The sequence below is a fragment of the Isoptericola sp. F-RaC21 genome, from assembly GCF_038593535.1.
GTDB lineage: Bacteria > Actinomycetota > Actinomycetes > Actinomycetales > Cellulomonadaceae > Isoptericola.
The window spans coordinates 345,584-359,142 of sequence record NZ_JBCFYX010000003.1 but is presented as its reverse complement, the minus strand read 5'-3'; the positions used below and the strand labels follow the sequence as shown (position 1 = coordinate 359,142).

The 13,559-nt window shown below is 67.9% G+C and carries 9 protein-coding genes; 2 read left to right on the top strand and 7 right to left on the bottom strand.

What is annotated here, in order from left to right:
* Positions 1–67 precede the first annotated feature (67 nt).
* The gene (locus AAG589_RS12205; RefSeq protein WP_430567520.1) at positions 68–1,759 is read left to right on the top strand and encodes a hypothetical protein; all 1,692 of its coding nucleotides are present in this window, start codon (positions 68–70) and stop codon (positions 1,757–1,759) included.
* A 264-nt stretch (positions 1,760–2,023) separates the two neighbouring features.
* Here the strand turns inward: AAG589_RS12205 and AAG589_RS12200 are convergent, their stop codons facing one another.
* The 6 genes from AAG589_RS12200 to AAG589_RS12175 all read right to left on the bottom strand — a co-directional run bounded on the left by AAG589_RS12200 (position 2,024) and on the right by AAG589_RS12175 (position 12,406).
* A complete protein-coding gene (locus AAG589_RS12200) occupies positions 2,024–3,166 on the bottom strand; it encodes a hypothetical protein (RefSeq protein ID WP_430567519.1) in 1,143 nt (380 codons plus the stop codon).
* Between the two features lie 546 nt (positions 3,167–3,712).
* The gene (locus AAG589_RS12195; protein WP_430567518.1) at positions 3,713–5,911 is read right to left on the bottom strand and encodes a glycosyltransferase; all 2,199 of its coding nucleotides are present in this window, start codon (positions 5,909–5,911) and stop codon (positions 3,713–3,715) included.
* Positions 5,908–7,155: a UDP-N-acetyl-D-mannosamine dehydrogenase gene (wecC, locus tag AAG589_RS12190; RefSeq protein ID WP_430567517.1), complete on the bottom strand. Its 1,248-nt coding sequence runs from the start codon at positions 7,153–7,155 to the stop codon at positions 5,908–5,910. The genes AAG589_RS12195 and wecC overlap by 4 nt, the downstream gene beginning before the upstream one ends.
* A gap of 12 nt (positions 7,156–7,167) precedes the next feature.
* A complete protein-coding gene (locus tag AAG589_RS12185; RefSeq protein ID WP_430567516.1) occupies positions 7,168–9,060 on the bottom strand; it encodes a glycosyltransferase family protein in 1,893 nt (630 codons plus the stop codon).
* Between the two features lie 267 nt (positions 9,061–9,327).
* Positions 9,328–10,791 (bottom strand): NCS2 family permease, encoded by a 1,464-nt coding sequence (locus AAG589_RS12180; protein ID WP_430567515.1) that lies wholly within the window; start codon positions 10,789–10,791, stop codon positions 9,328–9,330.
* A 106-nt stretch (positions 10,792–10,897) separates the two neighbouring features.
* Complete coding sequence (locus AAG589_RS12175) at positions 10,898–12,406, bottom strand: sugar transferase (protein WP_430567514.1); 1,509 nt, start codon at positions 12,404–12,406, stop codon at positions 10,898–10,900.
* Between the two features lie 247 nt (positions 12,407–12,653).
* Here AAG589_RS12175 and AAG589_RS12170 point away from each other — a divergent pair, with 247 nt between their 5' ends.
* Positions 12,654–12,911, top strand: a complete 258-nt coding sequence (locus tag AAG589_RS12170) for a DUF2530 domain-containing protein (protein WP_430567513.1) — start codon at positions 12,654–12,656, stop codon at positions 12,909–12,911.
* 4 nt (positions 12,912–12,915) lie between these two features.
* Here AAG589_RS12170 and AAG589_RS12165 read toward each other — a convergent pair whose 3' ends face one another.
* The gene (locus tag AAG589_RS12165; protein ID WP_430567512.1) at positions 12,916–13,524 is read right to left on the bottom strand and encodes an LOG family protein; all 609 of its coding nucleotides are present in this window, start codon (positions 13,522–13,524) and stop codon (positions 12,916–12,918) included.
* Between the last annotated feature and the right edge of the window lie 35 nt (positions 13,525–13,559).

The window sequence follows — 13,559 nt, the reverse complement described above, 5'->3', positions numbered from 1 at the left end:
GAACGGCACCCTCGCGCAGAGGCCAATCGAGCAGCACGCCCTCTAGGGCACCCAACGAAGGGTTGAGATGACCGGATATCTTGTCGCGATCGGCGCGCACGACCTTGTTGATCGCGTGTCGACGCTAGTTGTCGAAAATGAGGGTCACTCAATCGCCATCGACCATCGCACGTCTCTTCTATACGTCTCCCGCACGGGAACCTTGGGCGATGGGCGCATCTTCCAGGGGTATGCGATGGATCACGAACGTGACCGCATGGTCTTCGCCGATGCGCCTTCGAACGCAATCCCAGACCCGGCCGTCCCGCTGGAGGGAACGTACTTCACGGCAACGATTGAGGGTACTACCATCCGTTGTGGCCGGGATCTTTATGGCTTTGTGCCTTTGGTCTGGTCCTCGGCAAAAGGGCTTCTCCTGGTATCGGACTCATATACCAGCATCATTGCGATTCGAAAAGGCCTCGGACTTCCGGTAACGCCGGACGAAACAACGATCGCGGGTCGCATGTGGACAAACTCGATGGGGGCGCAGCAGCTCGGTGTCGAAACATACTGTTCGGAAATAAAGTACGCCCCGGCCGGCACCCAGTTGCGATACGAGGCGGCCGATGGGTCGGTGCACCTCGACACCTTCAATGCCCGCACATACTTCGCTCGTTCCGTCAGCGGGCACGCCGAGGCAGTCACGGATGCAGCAATTCGCATGGTTCGAAGTATCAAGACCTACGCCGCAACCGGTGGCATCGTATCGCTTAGTTTGTCGGGGGGTACGGACTCGCGACTCTGTCTCGCGGCCGCGCTGGCGGCCGACATCGGCGACTCACTTCATGTCGGATGCATGCCCAATAGTCAACTCGACTTCGAAATCGCGACCGACCTATCCAAGAACCTTCATTTCCCCTTGAACCAGCCTAGCGACAGGGTTCGCGGCAACGTCGTTCGCAATCATGTCGCCGCGAACTGGGCTGGGTTCTCGATGGGAATATATGACACGCTGTACATGCCAAAGTCCCGCAACTATCGAGACGTCCCATTCTTCAACATCGGCGGGCACGGCGCCGAAGCTTCCAAGGGGAACTACGGCTGGCGCACGATCCAGTCAGTGGGGATGCCCGAGCCCGGCCTTGAACAGGCGGAGCGCGGCCTGGAAGTCATCGGCATTGAGCCCAACGATCGATGGGGTTCGGAGTGGCACTACTTCGGATTTCGAAACGCACTGCACGGCGGGAGGGCGATCCTCTCAAACCAGTACGTGGCCCGTCCAGCTGCCCAGATACCCCTCATCGGACTTAGCCGTTCGGAATACAATCAGTTTCCGTCGCCGTCCAAGGGCGCTCCGAGTGTCATCCTCGACACGATGATCAAACTGTCGCCTGAACTCGCACTGCTCCCGTTTGACACTGCCCGCAAGAATTCGAACCAAGAGTTCGTCGAGAATCGAACTTCCGCTCTCGGCGGACGACTCGATTGTTCCGCGCTTTCTCCGTACACAATTGTCGGCACTCCCACTCCAGATCAGCCGCCGCTTGAAACGCACTTGGAACTTGCGCGTTCCGAAGGGTTTACCGGTGGCCTCATGCTGAAGAATGAAGTCCCGCGTATTGCCAGGCCTGTGCGGGAGTTTCGACACCTCGCCACCTCCGGAGTGCGAGACATGCTCGATGCGCTCATCAGCGGTAGCAAACCGATCGATTCCTTCAACGCTCGTGACATAACCCTGGTCGGGAAGATGCTCGCATTGACCCCACTCATGAGGTAGGGCCGCCCAGCGCGAACACGGAAACACTCATTCTTCCCGATGGGCAGCAAAGTGACCACGGTTATGCCTGACGATTGATGGGTTGGTCACGGCGATTCCATCAACCGTCGATTCCGCAGTTTCGCGCTACCTGACCCACGAAGTATCGGCAACGCGTTTTCCGCGTCGCGCCGGATCTAGAAGAGGACACAGATATGGACCACGAAGCGCTTCGCTAGGGTAAGGAGGGCGCAGCCTTACCGATGCGTTCGGCCCGGCCTCCACTCATTTGCGTTCGGCCAACTCAATCTCCCACGAGACGCCAATGTGACGCAATCCCGCGCGCAGTTGTTTTGAACGTCCTTCTACCCCGGGGTCGTTGTTGCCCGACAAGAAGGGGACAATAATCCCCGTTCCGATGCGCAGACTGCGAACGAATTTTTCCGCGCTTGGCAGATGATTCCGCACGTACCACCAGTTGTCGGCGTTGTACGCGATGATGACGCGAATGTCCCCTTGTCCGAAGAGATCAAGAGCGCGAAGCACATCCAGCCGTGCCATTACGTCGGAATCAAACGACTGGTCGCCGAACACATCGTTCACAAATTCCTGCGAGCGCGCCCCGTCATGTCCCGTAATTGACATCTCAGGAGAGAATGCGACAACCGTTCCTGTTCCCATACGCAGTGCAACGTGCAGTGCCGCATAACCGCCCGGGCCGCGACCAACGAGGCGCACGTCGCCGTTTCGGTTCGAAAGCTCCCGAACCTGAACGGCCAGGCCCGAAAGCACGTCACCGTCTCGGTTGCCCACGTGCCACGTCGTGGTCATCTCGGGGAAGCAGGACAGTCCTGCGTCGGAGAACGCGTAGAAGGGCGCCTTCGTGTCTAGTGTCGGGACAGGTCTCCTCCGGCTGCCCGGCCGCACCGCAGGGGCCAGTTCGACGACTGGAACGCCCTCTCCCGGGCTCCGGGTGACCGTACTCTTCAGGCCGGGCGCCACCAAGACTTCAGATTCAGCATGCCGCATATCAGCTAGAGAGGTTTCGAACTCATTGGCTTTCTCCCCTATGGTAACCACGGAGTACGGACTCTCTGACTCACCACCCATTGGCTCATGCCATTCGCGGACAGCATCTTCAATAAACTGTTGCCATTGATTGACGCTCGGACTCGTGTGGCCTGGTGCGCCGTTATAGGTCAGGGTCATTAGAGGAAATGGCGAACCGCCGCGCGACACTATTCCTTCGAGGAACGGCCGCTGGTGAAGCCTCACGTGCGAATGGTCGTTGGCGTTCTGGATGTAAGTGACCCTCACGTCCTGGCGCGGTCGAGCGTTCGCCCAGCTATCAAGTATGGAGAATCGCTCGCCCCAACGAACTCGCGCGTCGTGATCTGCGGCGGCGTTGAATCCGGCGTCTAGTGCCATCCGAGTAAGCTGTGGCGAGTACCTAAATGTATCTGTCTGGGCATTTACAGGCAGAATCACTGCGCACTCGAGGAGGGGTGCGAGCCGTAGCGCAAAGAATCCACCTCCACTTGAACCTGACACCACTGAAAGGTCGGCTCCAACGTTTTGGCGGAGGTGTTCGATTGTCTCGGCTACAACTGGCGCAAGGTCATCGGATTGCGTCCCGATGAACCACGCCAGGGTAGAGTCTGGGATCAGTTCGTACGTTGGATCTGAGAAGGCAATGTATGGCGCATCCTGCCTCCCCAGGGAGGCGACTCGCACGAAGTATGGAATTCTCGTGTCCCGCTTGCGAGCTCCTGGCAGTGAGACATGGAGTCCGTCACTTGGTTGCCAGCCTGCCCGTGCGCCTCTGACCAGTACCGGTAGGCGAAGTCCACTGCTCATTTCGAGGAGGTAGATCCTGGGATCGTCACCAAGAGCTATCTCTTCGACGGTAGACGCCTCAAATACCGGCACGTTGTAGAACGGGTCAAGCTTGACCTTCGCGATCTTCAACGAGCGTCACCTTTCCCCGACTAGTTCGCCACCGATACCGAGCCTGCCGTAGACTGCTTCAGCGATTCTCGCGATCTTGGTCCAGCTGCGTTCGCGAATTACCCAGGCCCGCGCTTGCTTTGCGATCGATTTGCGGCGGGACTCGTTCTCAAGTATATCCTCGAGTACGTCCGCCAATGATTCTGCATCGTCTTTCCTGAAGAGCAATCCATTGACGTCATTCTGGATTATTTCGGCGATCGCGTCGACGTCGGAACCGACGACGACCTTGCCCATCGCCATCGCTTCGAACGGCTTGAGCGGGGAAACCATCTCCGTCACGGGGAGCGACTTGCGGGGCAGCGGTGCGATGTCGATCAGCGAGTAGTAGCGCTCGACCTGGTCGTGCGGGACTCGTCCGGTGAAGGTCACGTGAGGACCGAGCCCGAGCTCGGCCGACAGCTGGCGCGCCCGCGGCAGGAAGTCCCCGTCACCGACCACGAGCACGTGGAAGCTCGCACGACGGTCTGCGAGGTGTCGAGCTGCACGCAGCAGCACGTCGATCCCCTCGTAGTCCAGGATCGACCCGACATACCCGACCACGGGGACATCCGGAAGCCCGAGCTGCCGTCGCAACCCGTCGTCGGCGGCACGGGGCTGGAACCTCGATGCGTCCACCCCGTTGGGGAGGATCACGATCTTGTCGGCGTCCACGCCGCGGTCGACCATCTCCTGCTTGAGAGCACGGGTCAGGGCGAACACGGCGTCAGCCGCCTTCGCGGCGTCGGCCTCCATCGCGGCCATGAAGCGGTACTCGTCGCTGTCGTGCCACTGCGGTTCCCGCGAGATCCGCGTGATCTCCCAGAGGCCTCGCACCTCGTAGATCGACGGGAGCCCCAGCCGACGGGCCGCACGCGCGGCAGCCAGCCCGTTCCAGTGGTTCGACGCCGCGTGGATGGCCCCCGGGCGCACGTGGCTCGCGAGCTCGACGACACGGTCCTCGTACGCTTCGACGTACGGCACCAGCGGGCGGCGGCTCAGCTTCTCGAAAGAGGTCGAGAGGCGGTGGTACGGCACCCCGTCGATCCGGTCGACCTCGGGGATGTCCTCTCGGGAGACGCCCGTCGCGCGGTCGTAGGGGAAGGCAGGCCGCGTGACCCCGTGCATGGACCAGCCCTGCCCGGTGAGACCCGTCAGCAGCCCATGGGTCCGCGTGGCGTAGCCCGCGGAGCTGTACGGGAGCGAGTTGTGGAGCAGGTACAGCACCGTCCGGGGGTCGGCCTCGGTTGACGGCTCCTGCCGTTCGGGGACCGGGAAGCCGTGCTGGACGAGACGCGTCTGCTCCTGACCCACCACCGACGCGGTGTGCAGGCGTTCGATCTCCTGGAGGAGTCCACGGGCCCACGAGTCCTCGGGCTTGCCGCGCAGGAAGGCCTCGATGAGCGGGCGCGCTCGCTCGAGCTTCCCGTTGGCGCGCTCGCGCCGGATGGCCCGGCGAAGCGACGCGAGAGGAAGCCTCTCGGCATCGAGCTTCGGGAGCAGGCTGCGGATCACCTGTCGGCGTCCGCGCGCCAGCGCCACCCGCAGGAGCAGCACCGACGGATCCACCGACTCCTCCGCCGCGATCCGGGACGCCTCACGACGCAATTCCTCGTCGTCGGCGCCGCGTTCCGCGACGAGATGCAACTGGGCGAGGGCCCGTGCCATGGGCGACGGCGCCGTGCGCATGTCGTCGATCACCGACGGCAGCGAGAACTGCGCGGCGTAGTCGTAGGCCTCGCCGAGCCGGTGCGGTCGCTTGACGACGTGCTGCCCGAACGCCCCGATCACCTGACGGCGCCTCTTCGTCGACGCTCCAGCCCGGCGATGAAGCTCCAGGTAGAGCTCCAGCGTGTCGACGTGCGAAGGGTCGAGCTCGAGGGCCGTCTTCACCGCCTCGAACGACGCCTCCGGATGCCCCGTCTCGACAAGCTCCCGCGCGTACAGGCGCCAGGCTTCGGCCGACGCAGGGCCCTGTGTCGCCGCACGGCGGAAGAGCTGGAGGGCGACGCCCCGTTTGCCTTTATCTCGTTGCCGTCGGGCCTTGTTCAGCAGTTCGTCCTGCTCAGCGGAGGCCGAGGCCACACGCTGGGCGGCGACCCGGTCGCCGACAGCTCTTCCGAACCGCGTCCCGGCCGCCGACCGGATTGCCCGGTTGTACAAGCGCGCAGCGAATCGCTCCGTCACCGGGCGATCCCACGGGTGTCGATGATGTCGGTGCCGCTGAGCTCGCCCGCTCCGAGCCGCTCCTTGAACTCGGTGTGGTCGACGAGCACGACGGTGACGTCAGCAGCCTTCGACGCCTCGGCGAGGTTGTCGAGCCGGATGTTGCGCCGGTTGGCAAGCTCCGGAGGAAGGGTCTCGATGTGCGGCTCGACCACGACGATCTGCGCGTGCGGCAGGCGGTCCGCGAGGTCGGCGACGATGCGGCGCGCAGGCGACTCGCGCAGGTCGTCGATGTCCGCCTTGAACGCGAGGCCGAGCGCGGCGATGGTCGGTGCCTCGATCCCCTGGACCGCGGCGACGACCTGATCGATGACCCACTGCGGCTTGCTGTCGTTGACCTCGCGCGCGGTGCGGATGAGGCGCGCCTGCTCGGGGTCGGCGTCGACGATGAACCACGGGTCCACGGCGATGCAGTGGCCGCCCACGCCGGGGCCCGGCTGCAGGATGTTCACGCGGGGGTGGTGGTTGGCGAGCCGGATGAGCTCCCACACGTCGATGTCGAGCTTGTCGGCGATGAGGGAGAGCTCGTTCGCGAAAGCGATGTTGACGTCGCGGAACGAGTTCTCGACCAGCTTCGCCATCTCGGCGGTCACGGCGTCGGTGAGCAGGATCTCGCCCTGGCAGAAGACGGCGTAGAGGTCCTTCGCCATCTGCGCCGCCTCGGGCGTGAGCCCGCCGACGATGCGGTCGTTGGTGACCAGCTCGATCATCACCCGGCCGGGCAGCACGCGCTCGGGGCAGTGCGCCACGTGGATCTGCGGGCGGCCGTCGGCCCCGTCGAGGCTGAGGTCGGGCCGGGCCTCGAGCACCCACTCGGCCATCTTGCGGGTCGCGCCGGGGGGCGAGGTCGACTCGAGGATGAGCAGCTCGCCGCCCTGCAGCTGCGGTGCCACCGCCTTGGCGGCCGACTCGATGTAGGAGAGGTCGGGCTCGTGGTCACCCTGGAACGGCGTCGGCACCGCGATGATGAAGGCGTCCGCCGGCTCGGGAGTGTCCGTGGCGCGCAGGGTGCCCTGCTGCACGGCACCCGCCACGTACGTCGCCAGGTCCGGCTCGACGAACGGCACGTCACCCCGGTTGATGGCCTCGATGTTGGACGGCTTCACGTCCACGCCGATCACCTTGACGTCCTTCGACGCCAGGATCGCTGCGGTCGGGAGGCCGATGTAGCCCAGGCCGATCACGCCGACGGTGTTGATCTCCATCGCTTGTCCTTTTCAGATGAGGACGTGCCGGTCGGCACGTCCGTAGAAGGCGACCGAGCCGCTGGCGAGCAGCTCGGCGTCGGTGACGGTCCAGGTGTGCCGGCCCTCGCCGGAACGCATCTGGACGAAGTTGAAGCGGTCCGCGGAGTACACCCGCGCCCCGTGGTCGACGACCCGGCGGAGGAACTCGGTGTCCTCGCCCCTCGCCGTCTCGCCGAAGCGCGCGTCGGCCGCGACGGCGCGGCGCGCGACGATCGTAGGGCCCATGACGAAGTCTGTGAACCGGTGCTCCCGCTCCGCGAAGCGCAGCACGGTGGCGTCGTGGCCCTCGAGGTACATGTGGTGCGCCTGCTTGCCCACGACGTCGGCGCCGCTGTAGTCGAGCGCGTACAGCTGGTCCGACAGGTACTGCGGGCCGTACAGGTCGTCGTCGTCCAGCTTGGCGACGACGTCGCCGTCCGCGGCGTCGAGCAGCAGGTTCAGGCAACCGCCGAGCGGCACGTCGGTGCTCGCGTGCAGCAGCACGACGTCCTCGACCCCGGCCTCCTTGGCGCGCACGCGCAGGTCCGCCGCGTCCACCTCGAAGCCGTGCGTGAGCAGCGCGAGCTGCACCTCCACGCCGGCCTGCGCACCCACGGTGCGCAGCACGTCGTCGAGCCGGTGCGGGCGGTTGGTCGGCACAAGGGCCGTGACGCTCGGCCGCGGCACCTCCACCGACGGCGCCAGGCCGACGTCGTGCAGCACGCGCTGCACGCGCGAGCCGTACGTGTGCTCGCGCCAGATGCGTCGCTGGCCCAGGTGGACGGCGCGGTCGCGCAGCTCGGGCGACCGCACGAGCGCGCGCACCGTGTCGGCGGCCTCGGCGCGGGTCGTCACGGCGAAGACCTCGTCGGCGGGGAAGAACTCCCCCGTCGCGGCGCTGGGGGCGGTCACGACCGGCGTGCCGCAGGCCGTGATCTCGAAGATCCGGCGCGCGCACATGCTCGGCGAGTCCACCACCGAGTTCACGTTGAGGAACGCCTTGTAGTCGCGGTACGCGGTGAGCATCTGCGCGTAGTCGAGCGACCCGACGACCCGCGACGCGTACGGCTCCGGGAACTCGTACTGGTCCCCCTGCCCGCGGAACCGCGAGAAGATCTCCAGCCCGGTGGCCATGCGCGGCGAGACGTCGAGGGCCCCGCACAGCAGCATCTCGGCCTGCTCGCGCCGCTCCGGGTACTTGTGCGCGAACCAGGTGCCGGCGAACGCGACGTCGCGCCCGGGGCCGTCGCCGTGGGTGCGCAGGGGGTTGTGGATCGCGGGCTGCGCGCCGAACTCCAGCACGCCGACGCGGTCGTGGCCGAGCCGCTCGCGATAGGCGTCGAGGCGGCCGACGTCGGTCGTGTACACGCGGTCGAACAGCGCCGCGGTGTCCACGAAGTCCTCGAAGTGGACCGGGTCCTCCTTGTTCCAGAAGACCGTGGGGATGCCCCGTTCCCGCGAGGTTTCGACAAGCTCAACCAACGAGGGGCGCGGGGCCGACGTGCCGGTGAGGTGGTACTGCCACGCCCCGCCGTTGCCCTTCCACGCAGACTCGACGAACACCAGGTCCAGCCCGTCCAGCTGCTCGCGCCACGACGACGGTTTGAGGAGCACCTGCTCCCACTCGTAGCCGAGCGCGAGGCGCGAGAAGTCGTCCAGGATCACGCCGGCACGCAGCGCGCGGGCCGGGTCGCGGCGCGGCATCGGCCACGGGGCGAACGTGAGGCCCTCGCTCGTCATCCGGCCGGCACCGGACGGCTGCTCCCCCACCGCCCGGCGCCGCCGGAGGAACGACCTCAGCTGCGGCACACCGCCGTGCCGCAGGTGCCACAGGGCCTTGCGGACGGTGGTCGACGACCACCGGCGGTCGGCTCGTGCAGGCATGCGTTCATTCCTCGGTCGGGGGCGGGCGCGCTGCTCGTCGGAGAAGGCTTCCCGCATCGCCGTCAGGACCCTCCCAGGCGGCCGCGGTAATGGTAGCGGCGGGCCCGTGTCCCGCCGCACCGGGTGACCACGGATCGGTCACCCTCAGCCGCGGAAATCCGCCACAACCGGGCAGAAGCCGCAGAACTTTTCACCCGCTCACGACGGCGGCCCCGGCCGGTCGCTCAGACCGTGCCGGGGCCGCCGTGCGACGTCGTCGCGCGAAGGTCAGAGACCCAGTGCCGTCTGGATGGGCTCCAGCGTGAAGTACACGACGAACATGGCGGCGGCGACCCACATGAGCGCGTGGATCTGGCGCACCTTGCCGAGCGCGAGCTTGATGATGACGAACGCGATGAAGCCGGCGCCGATGCCGTCGGCGATGGAGTACGTGAACGGCATGATGATGATCGTGAGGAACGCGGGGATGGCGATCTCCACGTTGCGCCAGGAGATCCCGGCGACCTGCGCCATCATCAGGTAGCCCACGAAGACGAGGGCGGGGGCGGCGGCCTCGTAGGGCACCAGCGCGACGACGGGCGACAGGAACGTCGCCAGCAGGAACAGGACGCCCGTGACGACGGCGGCGAAGCCGGTGCGGGCGCCGGCACCCACGCCCGTCGTCGACTCCACGTACGCGGTGTTGGACGACGTGCTGCCCATGCCGCCGAAGACGGCGGCGAGCGAGTCGGCCACGAGGATGGCGCGGGTGCGCGGCGGGTTGCCCTCGCCGTCGAGCAGCTTGCCCTCGGCGCCGACGGCGACCATGGTGCCCATCGTGTCGAAGAAGTCGGCGATGAGCAGCGAGAACACGATGAGGATCACGGACACGGCCGCGATGTTCTGGAACGAGCCCAGCAGCGAGAACTGACCGATCAGGCCGAGGTCCGGCGTCGTGACCACGCCGCTGAACGTGGGGGCGTTGAGGTTGAACCCGTCCGGGTTCTCCGCCGTCTTGGCGCCGATGTGCAGGGTGTTCTCCAGCACCACCGCGAGCGCCGTCGCCGTGATGATGGCGATGAGCATCGCGCCGCGCACCTTGCGCACGGAGAGCACGATGGTGAGCACGAGGCCGACGACGAACACGACGATCGGCCAGGTGCCGAGGTTGCCGAGCGCCACGATGGTGCCCTCGCCCGGCACCACGAAGCCGGCGTTGACGAGGCCGACGAGCGCGATGAACATGCCGATGCCGACGCTGATCGCCGTCTTGAGCTCGACGGGCACGGCCTTGAACACGGCCTCCCGGAACCCGGTGAGCACGAGGATCAGGATGATGATGCCCTCGATCACCACCAGGCCCATGGCGTCGGCCCAGGTGACCTTGTCGATGCTGGCGATCGAGTACGCGACGACGGCGTTCAGACCGAGGCCGGCGGCCAGGCCAAGGGGGTAGTTGGCGAAGACGCCCATGACGAGCGTCGCGACGCCGGCCACCAGCGCGGTCGCGGCCGCGACCATGCCCAGCGACTCGGGCGAGGCCTCGGCCCCGCCGCCGAGCACCTGGCCGGTGCCGTCGGGCACGGTGCCGATGATCAGCGGGTTGAGCACGATGATGTAGCTCATCGCGAAGAAGGTCACCAGACCGCCGCGGATCTCCGCGCCGATGGTGGAGCCTCGCTCGGTGATCTTGAAGAAGCGGTCGATCGCGCTCAGCTCGCTCTGCGGCGGCGCGGTGGTCTGGTTCGCCATGAGCAGAATCGTGCCAGATCCTGTGAAGGGCTCCTGCACGGAAACCGTGTGGTGACGTGGATTTCACACCGGCGACGGGTGTCGACAGGCTCCACCCGCCGGGGGCTCAGTACGCGCCCCGCCCTGTGACCACGGCCTTCGCGGTGCGGGCGAGGATGAGCAGGTCGCCGAAGACGGTCCAGTTCTCGGCGTAGTACACGTCGAGCCGCACGCCCTCCTCCCAGGGGAGGTCGGACCGCCCGCCCACCTGCCACAGCCCGGTGAGGCCGGGCTTGACGCGCAGCCGGCGCCGCACGCGCGCCTCGTACCGGGACACCTCCGCGGGCAGCGGCGGCCGCGGCCCGACGAGCGACATCTGCCCGGAGAGCACGTTGAACAGCTGCGGCAGCTCGTCGAGGGACATCCGGCGCAGCACCCGCCCGACGGCGGTGACGCGCGGGTCGTCGCGCAGCTTGAACAGGACACCGGAGCCGTCGCTGGGCCCGGCGAGCACCGCCTGCTCGCGGTCGGCGCCCTGGCGCATGCTGCGGAACTTCAGCATCTCGAAGGTGCGACCGTCGCGGCCCACCCGGTCCTGGCGGAACAGCACGGGCCCGCGGCTGGTGAGCCGGACGGCGACGGCGACGGCCGCCATCACGGGCAGCAGGAGCAGCGTGATGAGCGCGGCGCCCGTCCAGTCGACGACGGACTTGAGCACGTACCGCGGCCCGGTGAAGCGCGGGGTGTCGACGTGCAGCAGGGACACCGACTGCTCCGGCGTGACGGTGATGCGGGGCCCGGCGACGTCGGCCAGCTCGGCCGTGAGCATGAGGTCCACGCCCGCGGGCTCGAGCTCCCACCCGAGCCGCCGGACGACGTCGGCGGTGATGGCGTCCGACCCGCTGACCGCGACGCAGTCGGCGCCCACCTGGGCGGCCATCGTGCCCGCGCTGCGCAGGTCGCCGAGCACGGGGACGCCGAGGATCTCCTCGCCCGGCCGCACGTCGTCCGACGTCGGCACGCACACCCCGACGACGCGGTAGCCGGACGTGCGGTCGTTGAGCTCGTGCACGAGCCGCTCGACCTGGTCGCGCAGCCCGACCGCGAGGACGAGGGTGACGCACCCGCCCTCCTGGCGCCGCCGGTGCAGCCAGCCGCGGCACAGCCAGCGCCCGAGCAGGAGCGCGACGACGCCGGTGGGCACCGCGACGAGCAGGAACGTGGACACCCCGGGCCGCGCGAGCAGCAGCGCGAGCAGCGCGAGGGGCGCCACGAGCCGCCACGACGCGTCGAACACGCGCTGGTACTCGGCGGGCCCCGACGCGAACACCCGCACGTCGTAGGCGCGGGCGGCCCACAGGCTGCCGAGCCACGTGGTCACCAGCACGGCGACGGACAGCAGCTGGTCGACCACCACCCACGGCGTGACGTGGTCGGGCACGAGGAGGCCGCGCACGACGGCGGCGACCAGGGCCGCGACCACCACGACGACGACGTCCGTGCGGACCAGGCGGCGCCGGTAGGCGGTCTGCCAGGAGCCGGCCCGGAAGGAGTCGCGCACCTCCTTGAGGCGGGCGGCCCGCAGCGCGGCGGTGCGCGACCGGAGCGGCTGGCCGGTGTCCGGGACGGTGATCACGGCGGGCCTCCTCTCCGGGTCGGGCACCGCGTCCGTACGCGGTGGCGTCACCCAAGGTAGGAGCGTCTCGGGGCCTTCGGAGAGCCTTCCGGGGGCCTTTCACCCCGGCTTTCACCCGACCCCGTTTTCACCCCCTGACCTGCGGTTTCACCCGCTTTTCAACCGCACCCCGGCGTCATGGTCGGGGTGCCTCGGACGACTGCCGCCGCGGGCCACCGGTCGCGGCCCCGCGGCCTAGAATGAGCCGGTGCCCTCCCTCGTCCGTCTGCTGACCCACCCCGAGGAGCGCCGTCCCGGTCCGCCGCCGCTGCGCGTGGACCTGCGGCGCGTGATGCTCGGCGGCATCGGCCTGTGGGCGGTGGCGCTCGTCGCGACGGTCGTCGTCTACGTGCTGGGCGACGCGACGGCGGAGGCGGTCGTCACCTGCGTGGCCGGCATCCTCCTCGGCGGCGCGGGGCTCCTGTGGGAGCGCAAGCACCGCAGCGAGTACCGCGGCGAGGACTGAGCCCTCAGCGCCCCCACTTGGCGGCGGGCGCGCGCCAGGCGTCGAGCGCGTCGAGGAGCGCCGTCGGCGTGTCGGCCACGACCAGCGCGTCACGATAGGTCGGCGCGAGGAACCCCTCGGCGACCATGTGGTCGACCATCGCGAGCAGGGGCTGCCAGAACCCCCCGACGTCGTACAGCGCCACCGGCTTGGCATGGATGCCGAGCTGCTGCCAGGTCCACACCTCGAACAGCTCCTCCAGGGTGCCCGCGCCGCCCGGCAGCGCGACGAAGCCGTCCCCCAGCTCGCCCATCCGCAGCTTGCGCTCGTGCATGTCGGCCACGACCTCCAGGCGCGTGAGGCCCCGGTGGGCGATCTCGCCGTCGACCAGCGCCTGCGGCATGACGCCCAGCACCTCGCCGCCGCGCCCGAGGGCGGCGTCCGCGACCTCGCCCATCAGCCCCACCCGGCCGCCGCCGTAGACGACGCCGACGCCGCGGCCCGCCAGCTCCTCGGCCAGGGCGCGCACGGCCGCCGCGTAGCGCGGGTCGCGGCCCGGCGACGAGCCGGTGAAGAGGGTGAGGCGGCGCAGCGCGCCCGCGGTCGGCGACGTCAGGTTCTCCGGTTCGAGCACCCGGACATCCTAGGGACGCCGGGGCGCTCGACGGG